The 22,991-nt window shown below is 37.5% G+C and carries 21 protein-coding genes, 1 pseudogene and 1 riboswitch; of the genes and pseudogenes, 13 read left to right on the forward strand and 9 right to left on the reverse strand.

Annotated features, from left to right (window positions below):
* Positions 1–180: 180 nt before the first annotated feature.
* Genes I6F42_RS16120 through I6F42_RS16130 form a run of 3 tightly spaced genes read left to right on the forward strand, consistent with a single transcriptional unit; the run spans position 181 to position 2,593 of the window.
* Entirely contained in the window at positions 181–864 is a 684-nt protein-coding gene (locus I6F42_RS16120; RefSeq protein ID WP_197152823.1) for a site-specific DNA-methyltransferase, read from the forward strand.
* Between the two features lie 8 nt (positions 865–872).
* Positions 873–1,256, forward strand: coding sequence for a hypothetical protein (locus I6F42_RS16125; RefSeq protein WP_197152807.1), 384 nt, complete (start codon positions 873–875; stop codon positions 1,254–1,256).
* 2 nt (positions 1,257–1,258) lie between these two features.
* Positions 1,259–2,593, forward strand: coding sequence for a DUF6575 domain-containing protein (locus tag I6F42_RS16130; RefSeq protein ID WP_197152809.1), 1,335 nt, complete (start codon positions 1,259–1,261; stop codon positions 2,591–2,593).
* Between the two features lie 126 nt (positions 2,594–2,719).
* Here I6F42_RS16130 and I6F42_RS16135 read toward each other — a convergent pair whose 3' ends face one another.
* The 3 genes from I6F42_RS16135 to I6F42_RS16145 all read right to left on the reverse strand — a co-directional run bounded on the left by I6F42_RS16135 (position 2,720) and on the right by I6F42_RS16145 (position 5,326).
* Complete coding sequence (locus I6F42_RS16135) at positions 2,720–3,448, reverse strand: CBM9 family sugar-binding protein (RefSeq protein ID WP_024593452.1); 729 nt, start codon at positions 3,446–3,448, stop codon at positions 2,720–2,722.
* 67 nt (positions 3,449–3,515) lie between these two features.
* The gene (locus I6F42_RS16140) at positions 3,516–4,595 is read right to left on the reverse strand and encodes an MBL fold metallo-hydrolase (protein WP_197152811.1); all 1,080 of its coding nucleotides are present in this window, start codon (positions 4,593–4,595) and stop codon (positions 3,516–3,518) included.
* A gap of 74 nt (positions 4,596–4,669) precedes the next feature.
* Positions 4,670–5,326 carry a DUF2959 domain-containing protein gene (locus I6F42_RS16145; protein ID WP_010554796.1) on the reverse strand — a complete coding sequence of 219 codons (657 nt, stop codon included), beginning with the start codon at positions 5,324–5,326 and terminating at the stop codon, positions 4,670–4,672.
* 87 nt (positions 5,327–5,413) lie between these two features.
* On the opposite strand from I6F42_RS16145, the gene I6F42_RS16150 reads away from it, so the two are divergent.
* Positions 5,414–6,319 carry a virulence factor BrkB family protein gene (locus I6F42_RS16150; RefSeq protein ID WP_007582159.1) on the forward strand — a complete coding sequence of 302 codons (906 nt, stop codon included), beginning with the start codon at positions 5,414–5,416 and terminating at the stop codon, positions 6,317–6,319.
* Complete coding sequence (dtd, locus tag I6F42_RS16155) at positions 6,320–6,757, forward strand: D-aminoacyl-tRNA deacylase (RefSeq protein WP_007582156.1); 438 nt, start codon at positions 6,320–6,322, stop codon at positions 6,755–6,757.
* Here dtd and I6F42_RS16160 read toward each other — a convergent pair.
* Positions 6,746–7,459, reverse strand: a complete 714-nt coding sequence (locus I6F42_RS16160; RefSeq protein WP_007582154.1) for a spermidine synthase — start codon at positions 7,457–7,459, stop codon at positions 6,746–6,748. The two genes, dtd and I6F42_RS16160, sit on opposite strands and share 12 nt — an antisense overlap.
* A gap of 247 nt (positions 7,460–7,706) precedes the next feature.
* Between I6F42_RS16160 and I6F42_RS16165 the strand changes: the two genes are divergently transcribed.
* Entirely contained in the window at positions 7,707–8,600 is an 894-nt protein-coding gene (locus I6F42_RS16165; protein WP_010554800.1) for a bifunctional GNAT family N-acetyltransferase/hotdog fold thioesterase, read from the forward strand.
* Between the two features lie 72 nt (positions 8,601–8,672).
* Here the strand turns inward: I6F42_RS16165 and I6F42_RS16170 are convergent, their stop codons facing one another.
* From I6F42_RS16170 to dapA, 5 genes are all read right to left on the reverse strand, one after another.
* Positions 8,673–9,707 carry a phospholipase A gene (locus I6F42_RS16170; protein ID WP_002958796.1) on the reverse strand — a complete coding sequence of 345 codons (1,035 nt, stop codon included), beginning with the start codon at positions 9,705–9,707 and terminating at the stop codon, positions 8,673–8,675.
* Positions 9,708–9,914: 207 nt separating this feature from the next.
* Positions 9,915–11,036, reverse strand: coding sequence for a succinylglutamate desuccinylase/aspartoacylase family protein (locus tag I6F42_RS16175; protein ID WP_197152813.1), 1,122 nt, complete (start codon positions 11,034–11,036; stop codon positions 9,915–9,917).
* Positions 11,037–11,041: 5 nt separating this feature from the next.
* Positions 11,042–12,247, reverse strand: coding sequence for a PLP-dependent decarboxylase (locus tag I6F42_RS16180; RefSeq protein ID WP_197152815.1), 1,206 nt, complete (start codon positions 12,245–12,247; stop codon positions 11,042–11,044).
* A complete protein-coding gene (locus I6F42_RS16185; protein ID WP_007376223.1) occupies positions 12,247–12,987 on the reverse strand; it encodes a 2,3,4,5-tetrahydropyridine-2,6-dicarboxylate N-succinyltransferase in 741 nt (246 codons plus the stop codon). The genes I6F42_RS16180 and I6F42_RS16185 overlap by 1 nt, the downstream gene beginning before the upstream one ends.
* A gap of 15 nt (positions 12,988–13,002) precedes the next feature.
* Positions 13,003–13,887, reverse strand: a complete 885-nt coding sequence (dapA, locus tag I6F42_RS16190; RefSeq protein ID WP_007579977.1) for a 4-hydroxy-tetrahydrodipicolinate synthase — start codon at positions 13,885–13,887, stop codon at positions 13,003–13,005.
* Between the two features lie 190 nt (positions 13,888–14,077).
* Positions 14,078–14,277: riboswitch (Lysine riboswitch) on the reverse strand.
* Positions 14,278–14,469: 192 nt separating this feature from the next.
* On the opposite strand from dapA, the pseudogene I6F42_RS16195 reads away from it, so the two are divergent.
* The 7 genes and pseudogenes from I6F42_RS16195 to I6F42_RS16225 all read left to right on the forward strand — a co-directional run.
* Positions 14,470–14,985 (forward strand): annotated as a pseudogene (locus I6F42_RS16195) (DNA-3-methyladenine glycosylase I); the annotation flags it as partial.
* 109 nt (positions 14,986–15,094) lie between these two features.
* Complete coding sequence (locus tag I6F42_RS16200; RefSeq protein ID WP_182674053.1) at positions 15,095–16,468, forward strand: tyrosine-type recombinase/integrase; 1,374 nt, start codon at positions 15,095–15,097, stop codon at positions 16,466–16,468.
* 4 nt (positions 16,469–16,472) lie between these two features.
* Complete coding sequence (locus I6F42_RS16205) at positions 16,473–19,184, forward strand: hypothetical protein (protein WP_182674054.1); 2,712 nt, start codon at positions 16,473–16,475, stop codon at positions 19,182–19,184.
* Positions 19,177–21,219, forward strand: coding sequence for an integrase (locus I6F42_RS16210; protein ID WP_182674055.1), 2,043 nt, complete (start codon positions 19,177–19,179; stop codon positions 21,217–21,219). The genes I6F42_RS16205 and I6F42_RS16210 overlap by 8 nt, the downstream gene beginning before the upstream one ends.
* A 1-nt stretch (position 21,220) precedes the next feature.
* Positions 21,221–21,607 carry a DUF6262 family protein gene (locus I6F42_RS16215; RefSeq protein ID WP_182674056.1) on the forward strand — a complete coding sequence of 129 codons (387 nt, stop codon included), beginning with the start codon at positions 21,221–21,223 and terminating at the stop codon, positions 21,605–21,607.
* 229 nt (positions 21,608–21,836) lie between these two features.
* Positions 21,837–22,427 (forward strand): hypothetical protein, encoded by a 591-nt coding sequence (locus I6F42_RS16220; protein ID WP_197152817.1) that lies wholly within the window; start codon positions 21,837–21,839, stop codon positions 22,425–22,427.
* A 109-nt stretch (positions 22,428–22,536) separates the two neighbouring features.
* A complete protein-coding gene (locus I6F42_RS16225; RefSeq protein ID WP_182674058.1) occupies positions 22,537–22,938 on the forward strand; it encodes a hypothetical protein in 402 nt (133 codons plus the stop codon).
* Positions 22,939–22,991: the final 53 nt, after the last annotated feature.

A 22,991-nucleotide genomic window follows, 5' to 3' on the forward strand; every position in this document is an offset into this window, starting at 1 on the left:
AGGTATTAGTCTCGACTTCAAATTTAAAAGTATTTAACCTATGCATCAAAGTATATTATGGAAGAAGAATATACTAAACATAAAAGAACTCTTGTAAAAATGACTGTGTATACAACTCGCAAATTATATTGCTCTTATCTGAAGGCTTAAAAATTGAATAAAAATCTTACACGATCACCAATTAGCTCCGTTAATGAAGATAACTGTAACTTACATTTAGGTGATGCAGTAAGCTGGTTAAAAACATTAGATGACGAAACGGTTGATTTATTTGTTACAGACCCTCCTTATGAATCGCTTGAGAAACATCGTAAAATAGGTACAACAACTAGACTAAAGAATAGTAAAGCTTCAAGCAATAAATGGTTTGAAATTTTTCCAAATTCTAGGTTTGAGGAATTATTAGTTGAGATATATCGAGTACTCAAAAAAAATAGTCATTTTTATTTATTATGTGATCAAGAAACAGCTTTTATAATTAAACCCATAGCCGAAAAAGTTGGTTTCAAGTTTTGGAAGCCTATTATTTGGGATAAAGTAAAGATAGGTATGGGGTATCATTATAGAGCAAGATATGAGTTCATATTATTTTTTGAAAAAGGTAAACGTAAGATTAAGGATTTATCTGTTCCTGATATATTAAGTGTACCACGAGTCTATCGGGGCTATCCTACTGAAAAACCAGTAGAGTTAATTGAGATATTAATAAAGCAAAGTAGTAATGAGGGTGAATTAGTATGTGACCCATTTATGGGGTCTTGTTCTTCTGGTAAGGCTGCATTAAACTTGGGTCGCAATTTCATTGGAAATGATTTATCTGAAGAAGCATATGAGATTTCAATAGAAAGGTTATTATTAAAATAAGGATGTTTATGACTTTCGATCACTGTACATGGCCAAAAGATTTCCCTAATGATGTTCCTCCTAGTGATGCTAGCGATGCCAATGGTGTTGCATTTAGACTAGTAAAAGGTAACCCACCTTCTGAATTGGACTTTGTTGGGCACAATAAAGAACCCCATAAAAAAAATAGTAAAAACCTTAAGGCGGCTGATTACGGTACGTCTATGTTTCGTAATTTAAGTAATATTGAGTTTGCAAGAAGCTCATTTAAACCGCAAAGAAATAAAAAAATTGCTGAGGGCGAACTTATTCCTATGCATGGAAAAATGTCAAAGGCAAATCAAAAAAGCCATTTTGAAGCTTGGTTAAGAGAAAAAACAGGTATAGAAGGTTGTTTTAGGGTGGTTAAATAAATATGTCTATATACTTTTTACCTGAGACTGAAGAGTTCGGGAAGTTATCAATAATAAAAGAGTATTATAGATATGATGTTCCTAGAGCTTTTGTTGTCCACTCTAGACAATTAAATAAAGATCTATTGGTCTACTGGGTTGACGAATTTGAGGATTCTGATACATGGTACTATGTTGATTTCTCTAAAATTGAGCAAGAAAGAGTTGAAAATGGATTTATTCAGCTAAGAGATGCTTTTCGATTTAAGAAAATATTTGAAATAAAAACTTATTTTGATATTGATTTAGCTCCTGAACTAAAATTATTAACATTAAATGAAGTTGATTACGAAGCTTTACCCCCTCATGGATTTGCAGTCAAAAGAGTATCTGATACTGAATATGAGTCATATAGCCGCCCATTGGATTCATTTGCATCGAATAAAGAATATCACGAAATTAGGTTAAGTCGAAACGAAAAAAATAAAAGAAAAAAAGATATCTCATGGAGCTCAGTTCAGGAAATATTTGGTGCTTGGGAGGCTGTTTACAGAACAATTGTCGACTCTTTAGATTTGAAACAACCTGCATTTCAGCCCGCTTTGTCAGGAGTCGGCTCATATAAAATGCAGTTTAAAGCCGCTCATAATAAAGAGTTAATATCAAAAGCATCAAAAATACTTAATGCTTTAATTGAATCAAACGGTTCCTTAGAGCAGCTGAGAAGTTTTGATATTGACTTGTCAACTATTGAGTCATTAGTGAATAATTTATCAACTTATAATTTAAAGTTTGAGTTCAGAACTAACTCTGGAAGTATATTAAGCTCTATAGATGCGGATAATCTTGAAAGCACGGCTCAGTCACTAAATGAGTATAATCAAAGTCGTGTAGGTAGTGAAGCAATTCCTCAAGCAGATGAAATATCTAGAATAATAACTTTTATAAAGAAAAAGTATGATGGTAAACCTTTCAATTCGCATACGGAAAATTTGGTTGAGCGACAGATTTCATACTATATTTCCGCTGCTAGAATGCTAGGTTTAACTAAATTGGGAGGGCAATTAACTCCTATTGGTCAAAAGCTTGCGGAAGCTGAAACATTGGAAGAGCAAGCAACTATTTTAATAGATCTTTTTGAAAGATCAGTATGTGGTTGGGCGTGGCTAAAATACTCAAATGTAAAATCTGTTTTTGAATTAAACCGTGAGAGTGCAGTTCCATTCTTATTGGAAAGATCGTCTGGTTTGAGTGAAAGTACAGCTAAGCGAAGAGCTGTAACTTTAAGAAAGTGGTTAGATTCATTTAAAAAATATCAAAACACATTCAATATACGAAAAAAGTTAAATTCATTCTAAGATATTTTAAATATCAGCAGTAGGCGAATTTAATGAGAATATCTAATAGTTGAAGCAGCTCTAGAACTGTCAGAGTTATCCCTGGCAGTTCTGGTTTATTTTTCGCTTTTTGAGATAAATCCCAATTTACTTTTTAGGAAGTAGGGTTATTTTGCCAAATACATCTGCATCTATAAACCCACGATTTCTGTCGCCATTTACTGGTTGTACTTCGTGTGAGCCCATAAAATGCTCGCGCACGTCACTGCCATCGTTATCACAGTACGCTAACATAAAGCCGATTACTTGCTTTTCGCTAAGTGTAATTGGGGTATTTTTAGCACCTTCTTTATAATCATTCGGGTAGAGTTTTATTGCTACTTCCCAGGTAATATTAAAGGGCGCGGTGGTGTTGCGCTTCCAGTTACTAACTAGGTGGTCGGTATACAAATGGGCTTTTTTATCAGGGCCGTAATCGGCAGCTTGGTTATCAAGGCCAATGTGGTACGCCAAAGCGGTGTGATTAAATTGGTGATTACCGCCTGATGCATCGCTATCAATAAATACTTCAAGCGCGTCGTCATCCCAATATTTATAGGTTGGATCGGCGTGCGTATCAATTAAAACATCATCCACAATATCGGCTTGTAGGTATAAATAGTTTTGATCCCACAGTAAGCGATAACGCCCTTTAAAGTCGGCATCGCTTGATGGCAGTGTGCCATCCATTAAATAAGGCATATCGTGCCAAGCGGCTTTATCCCATGCGCTTTCTGATACGCCATCAATAGTAATTGGAGTTGATGTATGTTCAACATCAATAGCCATTGCTGGCGTGCTTAATAAAAAGCTTAAGGCGAGTGCTAATTTTTTCATTAATTTCTCAATTTTATTGTGGATTTGTCTTAATGTAATAACAATCTTAAAACAGCTAAGTAAATAGTTATAGTGAAATACTTTCGCCTTCGTTTAAAATATACAACGGTGTTTTAGCATCCATTTTTTTAACCATATGTAATAAGCGCAGTAAGGCAGAGTGGCTAGTATGGTCGCCCATTTTCCAGCTAGAGTTACCGTATCCCCACGGTATCATTACTTTGCAGTTAAGCTCTTGTGCTGCGTTGAGCGCATCCTCTGGTGTGGTGTGGACGTAACGATAAAATTTACCACTTTCTTTACTGTAGTAAGATGCGATTGGTATTAAGCACACATCTATATCGCCATATTTTTGCTGTATGTCTTTAAAGTGTTTTGAGTAGCCTGTATCGCCTGCAAAAAATAAGGTACTGCCGTTTTGTTCAAGCAGCCAGCCATTCCATAAGTCTTTATTGTTATCTTCGTAAATAAAGGGCACCAATACACGAGCGCTAAAATGATGAGCTGGCACGGCATTAATAACTAAGTCGTCAATGTTGGTTGTTGAATACCACGGCATTTCGCTAATATTAAAACCGCCGGTAGGGAAGTTGTCGGCCATACCGAGTGGTGTTAAATAGCGAGGTTTATTGCCAATGCTTTGTATGTCGGCTTTATTAAAGTGATCGTAATGAATATGCGAATACATTACCGCATCAATATTTTCCAGTTCTTGCTCACTAGGCCAAGCGCCTGCTTTACGATAAATACCACCGCCGAGTTTAAAGCCAAGTGCGACTGGAGAATCAAACTGATTTTTTACCGGATCAAACAGCACACTTTGACCATTTGGGGTGTTAATTACAAAACTAGCGTGGCCAAGCCAGCGTACGGTATAGCCGGTGCTAAGTTGTGGCTTAGTTTGCTGGCCTTGGTACTGGCAGTTTTCGCTGCCGGTTTTGCATAGTAAGTCTGGGTGGGCTGGGTAGCAGTTTTCAGTACAGGTAGTGGGATATGTTTTTTCACCTGCGTATAAATTTTTATAACGACCGTTCTTATCATTAATAACAATAACTGAGTCGGGGCTGGTAATACGATTAATATTATTAGGTGCGGCGCAGGCAGTTAGTAAGCATAAAAGCGTTGTTGCGGTTAAAAAGCGTTTCATTGTAAATCCCTTTTAGCATTCCCTTTAACATAAAAAAGCCTGCAATTAAGCAGGCTTGTTAAAGTAACAAATGATTAGCCAGCGCTATTCATTTGTTCAATAAATTTGTTTGAGTCGGCAATCGATTTGTTCATGTCGTTCATCAACAATTGAATATCGCGCTTAAGGTTAGTGAACTCACCTTTAATAGCCGATACCGCTTGTGCATTTAAGTTATGCTTTAAGTATAAAACGTTATCATGAAGCGAGGTTAATACTGGCTCCATTTTACTCTCTGCGCTGCGCATTGAGCGTAATAGCTGATCAAATTGACGCTTAGTCGCGGCTAGCTTTTTGCTGCTTTCACGCTTAAGTGATGCGCTTTTGTATTGCTCTAACTCATCGCCCCACTCATCAAATAGCGCTTCTGCCACGTCTTCTACTTTATTGATGTTAGTTGAGACTTCGTTAGCGGCATTTAAGCTCGACTCGTAATCATCGTTTAGTTGATTGTAAGTGTCTTGTAGTTCGCCACCATTAAAATCGATTAGAGTAGTTAAGCGCTCTAGTGCCGATTTAAATTCTTCTTGTGACTCTTGCTGCGAGTCTTTGGTTTCTTCTACGCGATCAATAAGAATATCGCGTTTGTGAACACCCACTTTTTCCATCGCAGAATAATAAGCTGATTGGCAGCCAGTTAAAGTAAGTGTTACTACAAGCATTGAAACACTGAGTAATGTTTGTTTTTTCATTTGAATTCCTGTTTACGAGCGTTAGTGCTGTAAATTATGGCGCTGATTGTTATTATAATCAAAACTATATAAGCACAAGTCAATTGTATGAATGATAAGCTCTCACATTACAAACAGCAAGTTAAGTCCTTTATACGCCAGCAACCTGGTTGGTGGATGCAGTATTTTAATCGGTGTATAGACGATCAAATAACGGTTAATGCAGGTTACCTTGCTTACGTGACACTTCTTTCTTTAGTGCCATTAATTGCGGTGGGTGTTGCTATATTTTCAGCCTTTCCGGGCTTTGAATCTACTCGCATGGAAATTGAGAGCTTTTTGTTTACTAATTTTGTCCCTACCTCTACCGATGTTATTAGAGAGCATATTAGCTCCTTTGCCGGTAACGCTAATCAAATGACGGCAGTAGGTATTGGCTTTTTAGCTGCAATTGCATTGCTGTTAATACGTAATGTAGATGCCACATTGAACCGAATTTGGCGCATAAAGAAAAAGCGCCCAATGATGATCTCATTTGCTGTGTACTGGATGGTTTTGAGCTTAGGGCCTATGTTGCTCGGTGCCAGTATTGGTGTTACCTCTTATATTGTATCTTTGGTGTCGTTTGCTGATCAGGGGATTCCTGGGTTTAGCGGGTTTTTGTTAAAGCTATTGCCGTATGGAATTTCGATGGTGGGCTTTATTATGCTCTACACCTTAGTGCCTAATACACGGGTGTCGTTTAGAGCGGCAATACCGGGCGCTTTTTTTGCGGCACTTTTATTTGAGCTGACTAAAAAGGGGTTTGCTCTTTATATTAGCCATTTCCCGTCGTACGAAGTTATTTATGGCGCAGTAGCAACCATTCCTATTTTATTTGTATGGGTGTATTTGTCGTGGGTCGTTGTTTTGCTTGGCGCTGAATTTACTGCGTGCATTAGCCCAAATGATATTCCAGAAACACCAGAGCTTGAACTAGAAGATGATGAACCAGCAGTAAAGGACACAGTTTAAATGCAAGGTTTAATACAACGTGTAAAGCATGCCAAAGTAGAAATTAACAACCACGTGGTAGGCGAAATTAGCCAAGGTATATTGTTGTTGCTGGGCGTTGAAAAACACGACGACAAACAAACGGCCGATAAGCTTTTACACAAGGTAAGTAATTATCGTATTTTTACTGACGAAAACGACAAAATGAACTTAAGCCTTAAAGATATTAAAGGTGAGTTACTTGTTGTTTCGCAATTTACGCTAGCGGCTGATACTAAAAAGGGTATGCGCCCTAGTTTTTCATCTGCGGCAACGCCAAGCCAAGCTAACGAGCTTTACGAATACTTTGTAGCTCAAGCTAAAGAGTTGGGGCTTACAATAGCCACAGGTGAGTTTGGTGCCGATATGCAAGTAAGCTTGTGTAACGATGGGCCCGTTACGTTTAACTTATCTGTTTAAGTTTTTGGTTACCACGACAATATGATTTACATAGCCCGTAATTTTTTGCGGGCTAACATTACAACCAAATACATCGAGTAATAGCTGCTGAAGTTGCTTTAATTGCGACTCATGCTGCGATAAAAAGTTAATAAATAGCACGCCGTTGTTATTTAAAGCCGAGTAGATTTTTTTATAAAATGCCTCTTCAAATAAAAATCGAGGCGCGTCTATTTGGCTAAATAAATCTAGAATAATCCAATCAATATTTTGCACACTTTCTAAAATCTGTTGCGCATCGGCGCACAGCAGTTGCTCATTCTTATTTGACGAAAAAAACTGGGTATAGCAATCAATAATATCGGCGTTTTTTTCAACCGATGTTATTTGTGCTTTAGGGTATTTGTGTTGTAAATAATTACGAATTGCACCGCCGCCAAGGCCGAGTTCTAACACTTTTTGTGGCGGCTTAAGAGCTTGCCAATGCTTATCTAGGTACAATAAGTGTGGAAAAAGTAATAAATCCGGGTTATTTAAATCAATAACAGATTGAAGAGTGTCGTTAATAAGTAACCAGCGTAACTGCTCGTGCTCACGTACTTGAATGTGATCGCCACTGCATTTATGCCAATAGATTAACTGACCAATGCTGTGGCTATTTTCAATAAATTGATCGCTCAGCAAACCCGTCAGTGAATTTATATAATTGATTTTTTCAGTCATATTCTCAGCATAAACTAGCAACGTTAAAGCGCAATGGCCTTTGTCATTATTTTTTTACGTTATTTTACAGCCATCACCAAAGTCGTATTTGCAGTTTTTTTAAGATGGAGTATGGTATTTGCCATAATAATGCCAATCAATTTAATTATTTTATTTTTTTAGCTTGGTAGATAACCAATACTATTAGTATAGCGCCGTAGCCTTTTTTTGACTTTTATTTACGGCTTATATAACAACAGGAGTATGTATGTTTCAGGTAAGCACCCCACAAAGTAGCGAAGATTGGCAAGCGTATTACCAATTGCGTTGGCAGGTATTACGCGCGCCTTGGGGCGAGCCTCGAGGCTCTGAACAAGACGATATGGAACAAGACTCTGAGCACCGCTTTATAAAAAATAAAGAAGGCGAAGTGCTAGGTGTAGCACGTTTGCACTTTAACAGTCATGAGCAAGCACAAGTGCGCTACATGGCAGTTGCAGAGGGGAACCGTAATCAGCATATTGGTAGTCGTTTGCTTCATGAGCTTGAAAAAATAGCATGGACACAAAATGCCGATGAGCTGGTTTTGTTTGCACGCGAACGAGCGCTTGAGTTTTATAAACGCCACGGTTACGAACTAAAAGAAAAAGCACATTTAGCGTATGGCGATGTACAGCATTTTAAAATGATAAAGCAAAAACCGTCTGAGCCAGGCTGGTTTCGTCATCCTAATTGGACGCAAGTACTACAAAATACGTGGCGTGAGTCTATTCCAATTAGTGACGCGATGGGTATTAAGGTAGAAAGCTATACCGATTGGCAATTTACAACCAGTGCCGACCTAGACGCTAACTTAAACCTACATAACACCATGTTTGCAGGCTCTATTTATAGCTTGGCCACGCTAACAGGTTGGGGCGCTACGTACTTAGCGCTTAAAGAAGCTGGGCTTGAAGGTAATATTGTATTAGCCGATGCTAACATTAAGTACTTAAAGCCGCTTACTACCGACCCACGTGGTTGTGTTGATATACAAACCTGTAAGGGCAAGTTAAGCGATTTAGAAACCGACGGTAAAGCAAGTTACGTAGTGCCTGTAACTATTTACGATGGTGATAACGTGGTTGCAGAATTTGAAGGGCAGTTTGTAGTAAAAAAATAACTGTTTAGCTGTTCAAAACACAAAAAAGCCAAGCGATGCTTGGCTTTTTTGTGTGTAAAACTTAGAGAAGTATCACAGCAGATCGGTTAATAATATACCTACACCAATACGTTCTACATCCGCATTGTAATCAATTAAGCTTTCGCCATAACCGTTAAAGTATTGTGCATAACCACGAACTCGGCCCCATAAAGGAAACGACCAGTCGAGTTGAATTGCACCACGATTATCTGAATTTAAATTGTTACGTGTCATAAAGCTAAATTCATGGTCATGAAAACGATACGCGCCGCTAAACTCAAAGTAACCCATGTATTTATATATGTCTGGGTTGTCGTCGCCATTGGCTTCTAAAATATCTTCTTTTTCGTCCTCAGCTATTCGGTACCAAGGTTTAAAGCTAAAAACAAAGCCTCTATTTTCCCAGATAAAGTCTGCATAAATACGGTTCCACGAACGTGAGTTTGGTTGGCTTCGACCATTTGATTGATGCGAAATACCTAATGCGATTGCCATTTCGTCGCCCCATAATACGTTTTCTGGGTCGAGGTAATTTATCCAAAATATCTCTGGTTCGTAGTTGGTCTCACGAAATGGAGAAGAAATTTCTGAGTTATAAATCTGCCAATATGATTGCAGTGTAAAGCCAAAAAATATGGCTTGGTCTTTATCCGAAAAATCATCGTAAAGAGGCACTTTTATCGATAGCTGGTATTTTGCTTCTAAGTTGTCGAGCGGTTCACCGTCGTTATCGTCTGTTAGTGCATCAAAGCCATCAAATGGGCGATCGTTTGGGTGTGATACGTACGAAAGCGGTAAAATATAGTTACGCTTATGTGGCGTAATTACATTTCTATTTTTTTTACCTACTTCTTCACGAGCTTGGCGTTTATCAAGCGCGGTAAGTTGTTTGTTTTCTTCAAGAGCTGAACACTTTTTACGAAGATCGTCTAATGTTTGTTTACCATCCCCGCCAATTACTTCATTTAAAATACACTGCTTTACAAGTTCGATGTCGTTGTCTTGCTCATTTGTAGCAACTTCTTCTTGTGCGAAGGTAGCTGTACTTATTAAGGCAGAAAGTGTGATCCAGTGGCGCCAGCTCATTGTAATTCCTTGTGGGTTCGGGTTGTGTTGTATGCGTTAATTTAATTATAACGTCTTTTTACATATGTAACGGTGAACTTTTACTGAATTTGTATTTATAACAAGGTCTATACGTATAAAAAGTAAATATAGATCAGAAAAAAAGCGGCCTAGGCCGCTTTTTTAATGCACATTAACTATGTGCTCTCACGCAATGAGAAGGGTGAGCTAAAGCTCAAATATGTTAGTAAAAAACTTATAAAGTTCGGTGCCTTGGTTAACACTCGCTGAGGCAAAGTGCAAAATGGCAATTGCATCGCAATCGAGAGTAAGTGTTTGCAGTGGTTGCTCGCTTAAGTAGCGCTCCATGCGTAAAATATTAGCAATAGGCTCACCGGCTTTAATGTGCCCACCAAGTGGGGCTAAGTATTCAACCATGCCGCCAATGGGGGCGTAATAAGCAAAGTAGTCATCTAAATTACATGCATAGCGAGTCATATTGGCTGGCGTATGCGGTGCGTTTTGTAATACGCCTTTGTGATTTAAGTAACTTAAAATGCTGTTAGCATCGTTTAGTGCTTCTTTTAAGTCTATTTTTTCTTGGCTGCCTAGCTCTACAGTAAATGCTTCTACAGGTATTGATAATTCACGACCTTGCTCGCTAAGTGCATCACTCAAATGCCACCATGGGCAAAAGTTAGCTTCATCCATAGCGCCGTCAAAATCACTAGGAATAAGCAATACATGCTCAATATTAAAGTAACGTGCGCTGTCGGTTGCATAGGTTGGGCAGTACAAATGCTTGCTTGAAATAGGACCTGTGTGTAAATCGAGTACTATATCAGCCTGATGAGCGAGCTTTTGTAGGTTAAGTGCAATGCGTTTACCCGTATTAAGTAAATAAGCAGGGCCGTTAAGTTTGCTGTCTACTTCGTCAATAAGCGCCTGTTTGAAGTTACTTTTTAATGTAGCGTCGTCATATTGGGTATGATTTTGTGCAAACTGTGCCACTAAATTTTTATTGTAGTGATACATGCGATTCCAATTAGTGCCCGTAATCGGATCGAACCTGCCAAGGGTAAACTCGCCAGATTTTTGATTACAACCAATTGGGTTAGCATAAGGTACTAATGTAATATCGCCATTAAGGTTTAGGTGTTTTAATTGCTCAAGTAGCTGAAAAATAACTGCGTTACCTTGCACTTCAGCGCCATGCATATTGGCCTGAACATAAACACTAGGCCCTGTGCCATCGCCTTTTAAGCTATAAACAGGAATTGTAAGCGGTAAGCCGTTTGCAACTTCCCCTACTACAATGTTCTCTTGGCTGATGTGTGTTGTATTACTCATGCTTATTACCTTAAGTAGTGGCTGGCATTTTCGGCTTGGCGAACACAGGTAAGTTTACCGTTTTGCAATGTGTACTCGCCGGCGAGCTCATGGCATAAAAAATACGGCATACTTTCGGTAAAGCCGTAAGCACCGCATTGGCTAAACACTAGCCAGTCGTGCTCATTTAAATCGCTTGGCAGGTTATGTTCACCCAAGCAATCAAGCGCTGTACAAAGTGGGCCGTATAAAGTGACCGCTTGAGTTTTAGCACTGGATTCACGCAGTAACGCAGCAGGAAAATCTTGGCTGGTAACAGCAGGGCGTAATAAGTGATTTATACCGCCGTTTAAAATGACTTGCTGTTGATTATAGTTTTGTTTGCGCTCTATTACTGGGTTTGCGTAATGACCACATTCGCCAACGGCATAACGACCAAGTTCCATCCATAATTCCTCTACACCCGCATCATTTTTAATTTTAGCGAGCGCAGCTATTAAGTCATCCCAATCAAGCGTTGCTTCATTTTGTGTATAAGGAATACCTAAACCGCCACCTAAATCGAGAATTTTAAGGCTAATATTTAAATCGCTGGCAAGTTGGCTAAGTGGTGCAATCATTTGTGACCACAAGTCGCTTAGTTTTTGCGTGCTAAGCATGTTGCCCCACTGAAAAATATGTAAGCCGTCAAACTTAAGTGCAGGGTAGTCGGTTACATTGAGTGCTTGCCACTCATCACAACCTAAACCAAACGGCGTAAGGCTGTCGCCGCCCAGTGGGTTTTTTTCACCCTCAGGCCAGCGTAATTGTACTCGCAGTAATACTTGTAACTGCGTATTTTGTAGTTGCGCTTGTTGGTTTAACCAACGTACTTGATTGAGGCTTTCGGCTACGAATATACGTACTCCGCGCTCAATAAAGTGTTTAATTTGTTTAGGGCTTTTTGCAGGCCCTGTGTTGAGCACGCGCTGTGAGCTAATACCTTGTGCTAGCACTTGCTCAAGCTCACCTTTACTTGCTACGTCAAAATTAAAGCCAGCACTGTCTAAGCTTTGAATAATTTTAGACAGTGGATTTGCTTTTACCGCGTACCACAGTTTTACATCGGTTTGCGCAACTAAACGTGCAAGATGCGTGTTTAGTTGATCTAGGTCGTAAACAAAAAAAGGTGTATCAAGTTGTTGTGTAATTGTATTTACAGCGGTTTTGATAGGCGTGCTCAAAAAGCTCATTATCGTAAAACCTCTTCAAGCAATAACGATGCATCGCTTTTCTCGTCGCGGTATTTAACAATTAACGCACACGACATGCTTAAGCCTTGCTCGCGCGCCCACTCGTTTGACGCAGGGCGAGAGCCTGGTATTACAATCGCGTATTCTGGGATTGGCTCGCCTTTATCTAGTTGGCGCTCGTTTACGCAGTCGTATACCGGAATAGTTGCTGATAAACGCACGCCTGGGGCAAGTACTGCGCCTTTTTTAATGACTACGCCTTCAACAATAATACAGCCAGCGCCAATAAAGGCGTCGTCTTCTACAACTACTGGGCTTGCACCAATTGGCTCAAGTACACCACCAAGCTGAACTGCAGCACTTAAATGTACGTTTTTACCTACTTGTGCGCACGAGCCAACTAATGCGTGGCTATCTACCATTGTGCCTTCGTCGATGTATGCACCAATGTTTACATACGCTGGTGGCATAATAATCGTGCCTTTAGCAACATAAGCACCACGGCGAACACTAGAGCCACCCGGCACCATACGTACGCCATCGTCAGTACTAAATTCTTGTGGAGCTAAGTTATGTTTATCAACAAAGCCGCCTGCAAACTCAGTATTAGTGCCATTTTTGAAGGCATCCAAAATGCCTTGTTTTACTTCTACGTTAGCTTGCCATTGGCCGCTTTCGTTTTGTGATGCTGCGCGTACTGCGCCCGATTCTAAATTATTTAATAGTTCTAACCAGCTCATTATAAAAACCTGTATTTAATGCCAAGATAAAATGGTGTTGTTTGCAGTTGTGATGCAATCGGTTTGAGTTAACTCAAGGTGTGTTAAAGGTGGACGAAGTTGCGGGCTGCTTAAGCGACCTTGCAAATGCATCAATACTTTTACGGGAATAGGGTTTGCAACAGCAAATAGGCTATTAATAGCGCTTGACCACTGGGCAAATAAATTAGGGTGTTGACCACTTAAGCTGCGTTTAACAAACTCGTGAGTTTGTGCGGGCCATGCATTTGCAGCTACTGACACCAAACCTTTTGCGCCAGCTTGAGCAAAATAAGGCATTAGCGCATCGTCGCCACTAAAAATAGCTAAATTAGGCGCAGCTTGGCGATAAGCTTCAAACTGAGCAATGCTGCCGCTCGCTTCTTTTAACGCCCATAAATTTTTATTATTTTGTAAGTTTTGAATTGTTGCCGTTGGAATGCTAACAGCACTTCGACCCGGTACGTTATAAAGCATACACGGGTGAACACTTGCATTAAGTAGGCTTTCAAACCAATGAGTTTGACCTATAGCGCCAGGCTTTGCATAAAGCGGTGAGCCAAGTAAAAAGCTATGAATTGGGAGTGTATTACAGTAGTTAACCCACTCAATTTGTTGCTTTAAGTTACTACCGCCCACAGCAACCATGAGTGGTACTGCTGGTTTTAGCTGGCATACGTGTTCAACAATGGCTTGTTGCTCTTTTAGCGTTAGTGCTAAACCTTCGCCCGTGCTGCCAAGTAGTAAAATACCGTTATGCGCTGCTTCTTGATCGCTAACCAGTTTAGTTAACGTGTTGTAGTCAACATCGCCGTGTTGATCAAATGGCGTTACGAGCGCGGTCCACAATGAGTAGTCGTTTAAATTGAAGTTGTTGATCATCTCTCACGAACTTATAATTTGTACCAACTTTATTAAAAACGTGATCATTTTAGCGATAACTAATTTAATGCAATTGGTATTATTCGAAGAGTTAAAAAGCTTTATGGAAGGAGCCGCATTAACGTCGTTCGAACTAATAATTCGAAGAGCGAATGGGCTTAAAATAATAGGGCGCACGGCCTTAATATTTAAGACCAGAAGCTCTCCACCAAACTAATAAGCTGCTTTTATAAGCAGCTATTGGTGACAGTCGCTAGGGTTCAACCTAGTCGCCCGAAATAAACACCTCGCAAAAGTGGTTACTTCTCGGCGTTAATTCCCCTCACGTATGCTCACTGGAGTTTGCGCTCCTAACATACGCTACCTGAATAACGCACCTCTTCTAGCCCTTTACACCTGTTTGTAGAGTAAAAACTTACAAACCTGTGCAATTTAAATAGGGTAATTACGGCGATTAAAGCATTTTAGCCGTCTAGGTGTCAAGCGACTAAATGCATATTCATTCATCCATAATGGGAGTGGTTACGTATTGGGTGCTTTTCTCGTACACTAGCAATATAAGTAGTGAGGTATTTAATTAGTATGGAAAAATTTAGCGATATTTATAAGCGAGCGGTAGAGCGAAAAGGCTCCGAAAAAATGCTTAAGTTATTACTTGCAAAACCGCTATCTAAAAAACAACTAAGCACGTTAAGTGACGACGATTGGCTTGAGGAATTTACTCGAAAAGTATTTCAAAGCGGCTTTTACTGGTCAGTCATTAATAATAAGTGGCCAGGCTTTAGAGAGGTTTTTTGGGATTTTAGCGTTGATAAGTTATTAATGATGCCACCTGATATGCTGGAACAAAAAGCAACGGATGAGCGAATTGTTCGTAACTATAAAAAAGTAAAAACAATTACCGAAAATGCTTACATGATCCACGAAATAGCAGGGGAACATGGCAGTTTTAGTCAGTTCATCGCTAATTGGCCAACAGACGATATTATTGGTTTATGGGCGTATTTAAAAAAACATGGTTCGCGTTTAGGCGGAAATACAGGACCTTATGCGCTACGAGCACTTGGTAAAGATACTTTTTTACTATCACGCGATGTAGTCACACCTTCATAATTAAAGTGTTAACCACACCTTTGTAAAACCTTCAACTTGTTACTATAGTTTCATTTAATATGTGAATCGCATTCTCCAAGTATTAAGGGTTCTTATGGTTTCTATAGTAAAAGCAGATATAAATATGGGAGCACTGCCATTCTTTGATGGTGAACTAATAAATATCTCTGAAAGCCAACAGATACGCTCAATTAAATATCAACGCGAGTATATTACTGAAAATTTTTCGTTATTAGGTAGTGAAACTAGGCTAAAAGATTGTTTAGAGATAAATCTTTTTTTTGAATATCGATATAAAGGAAAATTCCTGCGTCCCAAAAAAGGAGGGCAACAAAACCTTTTGGGAGGAGTAACAGTAAAAACAATTAAGAGCATTGCCAATTCATTAAAACTATTTCTTAATTGGCTTGAAAGTCAAGGTATTGGGTGGAAAGATCTATATGCTGTATCAGAGTCTGAGAAAGCTAAAGAGTGGCTACCACCTTACCAGTTCCGAGCTCACTTGATTGATCGAGTGAGGCGTAGTGAGCTTTCTCTCAATACTGCTAACCTCTATATTTCACACGTTCGTCAATTCTATGAATGGGCTTGGCAAACAAATCGTATTAAAAAACTACCATTCACATATAGCGACAAAGTAATCAAGAAGAAATATTCTCGATCTGAATTTGATTTGATATTTACATCCTTTAATCATGATCGAGGTATTGTTGTTCAAACTAATAATTTAACTATTCCAAAAAAACACCAACAGAAGAAAATGATTTTAAACGATGGATTATCCCCTCTTGGTCCAAAAGAACTACTCAGCTTCTATTCATCTAATTATATGCAATCACAAACACGGAAGTTGTGGGCAGACTTAGCTTTATTATGCGGTTTAAGGGCTTTTGAAGTTACTTTACTTAACGAGTCTGAAATTATTGATACTACTCTTGATGAAACTAAGGTGTATGCTGTCGATATTATTGGTAAGTTTAATAAAAGCAGAAAGATACTGATTCCAAAGACCTTAATGACACGTCTGTGGGTTCATAAAAACTCTGGTGAACGGTTAAATCGTTCTGCAAAATGGGATAACGACAATAATTCGATTCGTAAACCACTATTTATTAATCGTTCAGGCAAGCGTTTAAATGAAGGCTCTATTAGCAATATAACTTCGAGAGTAGCAAAAGAGCTTTTAAACAATAAAGTTAAATTTACTTATTCGTTTCATGATTTACGCTCTACGTTTGCAACATCATTAGCCCGCTTTTTATTAGAGAATGATTTACCTCTTGGTTTTATTCAATACAAACTTATGTCGCTATTGGGTCATACCAACTTTTCAACTACACAAAAGTATATAGATTTGGCACGCATCGTTACTTACGATAAACGTATGAAATCCTGGGTTCTAGAAGTTTTTGGTGACCTGGAACAAGCATTGAGCATTGAAGCAATGGCATTAGAGTTAGGTGATTAATGAGATGCGATTAATTTTTACTGATACGGATGGTAATATAAAGCTTGATAAAATATTAAAGCACAGTGAGTGTTTGGCCAAAGATATTTACACTTGCTATCAACGTTATATGAATAACAAAGGTAAGTGGAAAAAGACAGAAAAAACCATTTCCTGTCAAATTAGGTATATCACAACTCGGTTTGATGAGCTGCTTGAAATACTTAATCCAGATTCTAAGCATAAACTTTTAAGCACAGGTCTTGTAGCGTTAAATGAGTCACAGGTATGGAATCATCTTGAATATGCATCACTAAATACATGTCTACGCACAGGAAAAGGGATTAAAAATGCTTTTATTACGTTAGTTAGATTATTTAACGATGATCTTTATTTACATCCCCCAAGCAGAGTAAATCTCAAAGGTTATATCACCGATATTTCCAAATTATATGAAGCCTCTGAATTACTTTTTGAACAATATAAAAATTTTTTAGTATACATTGTAGACAGTGACAGAGATCAACATAGGTTACGTCGTATTAAGGCATCCACTCATGCCACGTTAGTTCAGTTAATTCAAAATAAAGAATTTCAAAGTTCCCTTGGCGAATACGGTTTAAGAGCTTTCGCTGTAAATTCTGAATTAATCAAAGTAGCTAGTAAAGCAGATAGATACAACCCAATCCACTTTCAGCTAATGCTAGCACATTTCGATAGTAAAACTTTCTCACAAAAAATGATAAATATAAGGGGGCAATTCCAAATAGATTTTACGGACATACACAATATCTCTTCAAGACTTTATAACGATATCGAGTGTTATTCAAAGATTATAGGCAACACTGTTGATTCTCATCTAAAGGATAACAGTGTGAGAGATAAATTTTCAGGCTTTAAGCGCGCATTACCTGTGCTTCAATCCGCATTATCAACCCTACATAATAAAGAGCTAATTGATAAAGGAATAGCTACCCTTACTGATACTGAAGGTTTACTTAAACAATTGCATGATGATATAACGCTGCCCCGCTGGATATTCTTCTTATTTTATGAAATCAGTCAGTGTATTTATCCACAAAAAACTCCAAAGTTATCTCTATTTAGAGAAAACCTGCTTTTATTCCCTGGTATTGATAAAAATAGATACATCCAATGCGACTTTACTTCGATAAAATCTATTTCTGAGCGTGTTTATGATGACTTTGTTCTGTTGTTAAATGACTTCAAAGCGAATATAGATCAAAAGAATATTGCAATGATTTCGGTATATCATAACTATCAGCAGTTAAAGGCTTTGTTAAACAAGTATAGTGATTCCTTCACACAGGCACATCTTGATGTATTGATTTTGCATGGTATTAAAGGTTTTGCTACTAACAATGGATTCATTCAAAAACATTTACTTGCAGAGTTACAATCAAGTGCTAATGACAATTCATTAGCTCGCAAAACTGCATTAACTTACCGCTCTAGCTTAGTCTGGTTAATGCGGGAGTTCGACATTCCGTTCAATGATATTTATCCCATCAAAGTAACCAAAATGGCTAAGCATAATCAGCGGCTTAATAGTGATAGTTTCTATTCTGAGACGGAATGTAGAGAGTTAGCTTTTTACATTGAGAAGCTATTACGTGATGAAAATACTAGTGTTTATCGGAAGATTTTATTGTGTTTTGGTAAGGTGATATTAAAAACAGGTTGGAATATTAACCCTTTGCTCAATTTGGAATGCGAGGATATTATTGAAACAGTATCTCCCATATCTAATAAAACTGAGTATGCCGTGGTACTTCAAAAAGCACGAGGAGGCTATCGGAATGATACATATTCATTTGATAAAAGAGATTTAAAAAACGATACCATAAAAAGTGCTATTTCAGATCTGTTGATTGTCCGAGATGAATTAACCGCAGATATAAGGTTACAAACACGGCACGGTAAATATTTATTTATCTATCCTCAGCGTGGTCAAGTCTTCAAACTAGAATATTCATCTGTTAATCAATTATCGAGCATATTAAGAAAATCAGGCTGTCGTATCAATTTTGTCGCACAAAAAATACGTAAAGGTGGAGTTAATCATATATACCGAGAGGTAAATAAAAACATCAAGAAATATACAGATACGGTAAAGCATTCATTTGACGTATTTGAATCATATTACCTTCGTATTGATCCCGACCAGTCACGCTATTCACTTAATCAAGCAACAAAAATAATGGGGGATTATTTTACGGGCAAAGAAATATCATCTGAAATTCATATAATTACCGACGAGTCTGCAAATCAGCACCAAGTAGTACCATCAGGTACTTGTGCAGCTAAAGCTGATAACAAAGAAGCAAATCGTTACGAGAAAGAGCATCGCAAACTTCGCCAAATCACAGGTGATAAAGGTAGCAACGTATGCGCAGATTTTTTAAGTTGTGTGTGGTGTAAATACTTTCGGGTGGTTGTTGATGCTGAACATATTTGGAAACTTTTGAGTTATAGAAATTATATCTTGTTGGGCATGGAGATGTCAGTCGAAAATCCTAATGATAGTAACGATCAGATTATAAACATTAATATTTTAAAACAACGTGTAGATGACATTATCGAAAACCTAAGACAAAGAAATAGTAAAGCTGTTAAAGATGGATTTATGCTATTAAAAGAACAAGGATTACATCCTGATTGGGAGTTTGCTTGCCCATCTATGGCAATGTTCAGAGAGGAAAACAATCTTGGCTGATATTCACGATATAATTACACGGGCGATTACAGTTGATTGCAGCATTTCAATCAAACCACTATCAAAGGTAGAAATTGAAAGATTATCAAAGTTAGTCGTATGGGATATGAAGGCACCTCATAACAAACCAATGTACTTCGGGGGTAATTACTTTAAGCGAGTTGATACAGATAAAAGTGCTATCTTAATTGATACTGGCTTAATGGAGTTTGATTTTGAGCTCAAAGCAATAATGATCGCTGCATTACATTTAGGTACTGTTGAGGGGAGCATACCGTATAAATGGTTTTCAGTAGCTACACGGGTGCGCGCATTAAGAACATTTTGTGTTTTTCTTCAATCTAAAAAATACAAAAGCTTTCGAGAGCTAAATAATGTAGAAGAGCTAAAACTAAGGAATATTCTTCAAGATTTCCTATACCTTCCTAAACTACAAGGAGGTATGCATGTAGGTAAATACACGTCTGCAGCTAAGTCACTTCGTGAAGCACTCACTTTTCTATATGTCTATGGTCTAGTCAATAAAGAGCCTTTATCAGCATTAATCGATGAACTTACTTTATCCAAAATTACGAAGCATGAGACAGAAAACCGATTAAAGCACTCGATAATTCCAACGAGTATTATGAAGTCAATCATTTCTACTTCAACAGAATACATTCAAAAGGCAAAAGACGATTCTAAAAAGTTTATTGATATTCATTCAAAAGCCAATAGCAGAATAAAGTTCAGTAAAGCAAAAAGGTTATGCCATATCTCAATTAAACAAAATAAAGATTTGATGAATGATTTAAGAGAGATAAAAAAGCGTATAAAAGACCTAAACCTCCATGTCTATACTCTAGTGGTAGCGTTTACTGGGATGCGTGACAATGAAGCATACGCACTGAAAAACCACAGTCATGCAAAAAGAGTTGAGACTGGAGAGCTTGTATATACGATAAGCAGTCATTTATCTAAGACAACAGAGGGCTTAGTAAAGCTCGACTGGGTAGCCAATCAAATCATTTATGATGCTGTTAATTTATTGAGTAGAGTTAACGAAGTTTATTTGGAAAGAGCAAGACTAATACTCAAATATCATAAGAACATCTTATCTGAACAAGATACTCGCAAACTGCTACGAGGTATTGAAAATAATCGTCTATTTGGGATTCAACATACGAGTCACACAGTTAGATTTATCCATGCAGCTAGAGGATCAGATACAGGAGGTTCAGTTTCATTAGAACGCCACAAAATTAAAGTGACCGCTCAGGATATAGAACAGCTTGAAAAGATGGGCTGTAATTATCAATCTGTTAGTCAAAATAGTGGTAAACGCGGCTTAAAATATAAAGTTGGTGATTTTTTTAATTTAACTGCTCACCAGTTTAGACACACCTTTGCATGGTTTATTATTGCGAATCGTTTAGGCGATCTGGATGATATTAAATATCAATTCAAGCATATCAAACGAGTGATGTCATTGATTTATTCTGAGCGTGGTTACGAATCGTTAAATGAATTACGTACAGTGATTGAATACTTTGAAAAACTAGTCAATAAACAGGCTATTGAAGATATTGTTGGTTCAGCAAAGAAAGCTCAAATTACAGGAGGCGGAGGTGATAGACTTTCTAAACTTCTTACAAAGCTTAATTCAAATGAAGATCACGTAATTTACACTTCAGCACAGCAGCCTCACTTTAATAATACTCAAGAGTTAATAGACTTTGCGACTAAAAATAGTGACAGCGTTAGGGGATTGCCACATGGCTATTGCACAAAGGGATTAGGGTGCAAGATAAAAAATGTATCAGATCCTTCCCATTGTTTATATTGTGATACTTACTATGTAACCCCAAAACATTTACATTATTGGAAAGCAATCAAACACAGCTGTGAAGGAAAAATAGAGCGTATTCAATTATTACCCGATATAGCGCGTTATCAGTCACTTCTTACTGGATTAAAAGATAACCTAAATGCAGCAAATGAAGTTATTGATAAGTTAGTACTAGCTCATAATTTAAAATCAAATATCGAGAACTAATATGCCTACTCGAGAACTATTATTATCTTGTGTAAGAGAATTTAAACAAAGTAATGAGCGGATCACTATTAAAAAAGTAGCTGATAAATGCGGAGTTTCTCACTCTTTAATATATAACCGCCATCCAGATATTAAAGAAATGATCAACAACCTAAAAAAAGAACAAAAAAAACAAGAGTTAGTGGAACAACAAAAATCTCAGACGGAGGTGTTACTTAGGCGCAATGAAAACCTTAAAAATAAACTATTCCAAGCAAAAAAAAATGATGATAAAGAGACCATTGCTATGTTGATGATCCATATTCAAGAGTTATATTCAATGTACGATTCCCTATTGGAGGAACGCAATGCCTTTGCTAATAGGCTTTTTGATTTAGAAAATAGCTAATTTCTAAATGAGTATTCTAAAGTTAAGGCAATATGGGGAAGCTAATATTTGAGTTTACATTTTGAAGATTAAGTTTGAGCTAGTGCACTTAATTAGTATCTTAGTTAATAAGAAGCCTGTTTACTTACTATATTAGTAAAGACTAATTTACTTTAGGTTTCAAAAGGCTGTTTGGGCTTCCCAGTTTCTACCAGATAGTTTTACCTTGTTATATATCTTTGGAGTATTAGTGTTTAACTTTCAATTTCTTATTGGTTCTATTGTTGGTTTTTTTATTGCCTTTGTGTTATTTGTTTCTCTTCTTTTAACTGACGTTAATCTTAATCTTAATCTTGATGTTGGGGTTGCAACAAATATATTTATTGCTTTAGCTACAGCAGTTGCAACTGCTATTCATTACAGCTCAATTCAAAAACAAAGAAAAGATCGTATTTGGGAAATGAACAAAACTGTTTTGTTAGATTTAAGTCATTCATTATCGTTAGTAATACAGGCATCATACTATTATCAACAATTAGAGTATGCAAAGCACAAAGTTGAAGATGAATCTACCGAGATGGATAGACCTAATCCAAATGTATTTAAGGACTTCAAAGAAAAACAAGAGTATGCGATTAATGTTTATAAAACACTTATGGACAAGAAATTAATTAGTAGTATTCAAAAAGCTAAAGAAGTTAATGAAAATATCGATAAAGCAGTTAATGAAAATGTTATTGATTACATTCCTGCTTATGACCGCTCAATTAGAGCCAACAAAGAGCTTCAAAAAAAACTTGAGGAATTTATGGCTGAAATGTCTGGTGTAAATGATATATAACGCCAAAAAATAAACTCAAAATAAAACAGTAGGTTATATCTCTATTTGCTACACATTATGACCCAGCATTTTAGTCCGCTTATTGCGGCGTTATGATTAAAGGAAAGTTATGCGTAATATTATATTTATATTATTTTTTCTACCAGCATTTGCTTTTTCTATGCAAGGTAATGAAATAATCCAACAACTAGACAATATATTCGAATCTGAAAGCTTTAAGTCTAAGAATAGAGAAGTTCAAAAAATAGCTAATTGCATTGCTGTTAATCATTTTGTTAAGAGTGATGGAGCAAAATTATCTACCCAAGATTCATTAGTATATTCAATCAGAATGTCAGATTACGTCAAATCAGAGGGGCTTGAGTTAATGGTTCTTCAAAATGCTTACACTCATACTTTAAGCCATAATTACGCAATGTTATGGAGTATGAAGCGAGTCGGTCAAACCAAAATGTTAAAAGCTATGATGTCAGTGGTTAGCGATGAATGTCCAAAGTATCCAGCAATTTAATCATAACAAGTGGCTATGTTGCCACCGACCGCTCATGGCACTTAGCTGAACTT

Source organism: Pseudoalteromonas sp. SWYJZ12, from assembly GCF_015864395.1.
GTDB lineage: Bacteria > Pseudomonadota > Gammaproteobacteria > Enterobacterales > Alteromonadaceae > Pseudoalteromonas > Pseudoalteromonas arctica.

What these genes read in the sequence shown, in the direction of transcription:
- I6F42_RS16165 (WP_010554800.1), top strand. Translation starts at nt 7,707, where the DNA reads ATGTTTCAGGTAAGCACCCCACAAAGTAGCGAAGATTGGCAAGCGTAT.
- I6F42_RS16180 (WP_197152815.1), bottom strand. Translation starts at nt 12,247, where the DNA reads ATGAGCTTTTTGAGCACGCCTATCAAAACCGCTGTAAATACAATTACA.
- I6F42_RS16140 (WP_197152811.1), bottom strand. Translation starts at nt 4,595, where the DNA reads ATGAAACGCTTTTTAACCGCAACAACGCTTTTATGCTTACTAACTGCC.
- I6F42_RS16185 (WP_007376223.1), bottom strand. Translation starts at nt 12,987, where the DNA reads ATGAGCTGGTTAGAACTATTAAATAATTTAGAATCGGGCGCAGTACGC.
- I6F42_RS16160 (WP_007582154.1), bottom strand. Translation starts at nt 7,459, where the DNA reads ATGACTGAAAAAATCAATTATATAAATTCACTGACGGGTTTGCTGAGC.
- dtd (WP_007582156.1), top strand. Translation starts at nt 6,320, where the DNA reads ATGCAAGGTTTAATACAACGTGTAAAGCATGCCAAAGTAGAAATTAAC.
- I6F42_RS16215 (WP_182674056.1), top strand. Translation starts at nt 21,221, where the DNA reads ATGCCTACTCGAGAACTATTATTATCTTGTGTAAGAGAATTTAAACAA.
- I6F42_RS16135 (WP_024593452.1), bottom strand. Translation starts at nt 3,448, where the DNA reads ATGAAAAAATTAGCACTCGCCTTAAGCTTTTTATTAAGCACGCCAGCA.
- I6F42_RS16175 (WP_197152813.1), bottom strand. Translation starts at nt 11,036, where the DNA reads ATGAGTAATACAACACACATCAGCCAAGAGAACATTGTAGTAGGGGAA.
- I6F42_RS16200 (WP_182674053.1), top strand. Translation starts at nt 15,095, where the DNA reads ATGGTTTCTATAGTAAAAGCAGATATAAATATGGGAGCACTGCCATTC.
- I6F42_RS16225 (WP_182674058.1), top strand. Translation starts at nt 22,537, where the DNA reads ATGCGTAATATTATATTTATATTATTTTTTCTACCAGCATTTGCTTTT.
- I6F42_RS16130 (WP_197152809.1), top strand. Translation starts at nt 1,259, where the DNA reads ATGTCTATATACTTTTTACCTGAGACTGAAGAGTTCGGGAAGTTATCA.
- I6F42_RS16205 (WP_182674054.1), top strand. Translation starts at nt 16,473, where the DNA reads ATGCGATTAATTTTTACTGATACGGATGGTAATATAAAGCTTGATAAA.
- I6F42_RS16170 (WP_002958796.1), bottom strand. Translation starts at nt 9,707, where the DNA reads ATGAGCTGGCGCCACTGGATCACACTTTCTGCCTTAATAAGTACAGCT.
- I6F42_RS16150 (WP_007582159.1), top strand. Translation starts at nt 5,414, where the DNA reads ATGAATGATAAGCTCTCACATTACAAACAGCAAGTTAAGTCCTTTATA.
- I6F42_RS16125 (WP_197152807.1), top strand. Translation starts at nt 873, where the DNA reads ATGACTTTCGATCACTGTACATGGCCAAAAGATTTCCCTAATGATGTT.
- dapA (WP_007579977.1), bottom strand. Translation starts at nt 13,887, where the DNA reads ATGATCAACAACTTCAATTTAAACGACTACTCATTGTGGACCGCGCTC.
- I6F42_RS16145 (WP_010554796.1), bottom strand. Translation starts at nt 5,326, where the DNA reads ATGAAAAAACAAACATTACTCAGTGTTTCAATGCTTGTAGTAACACTT.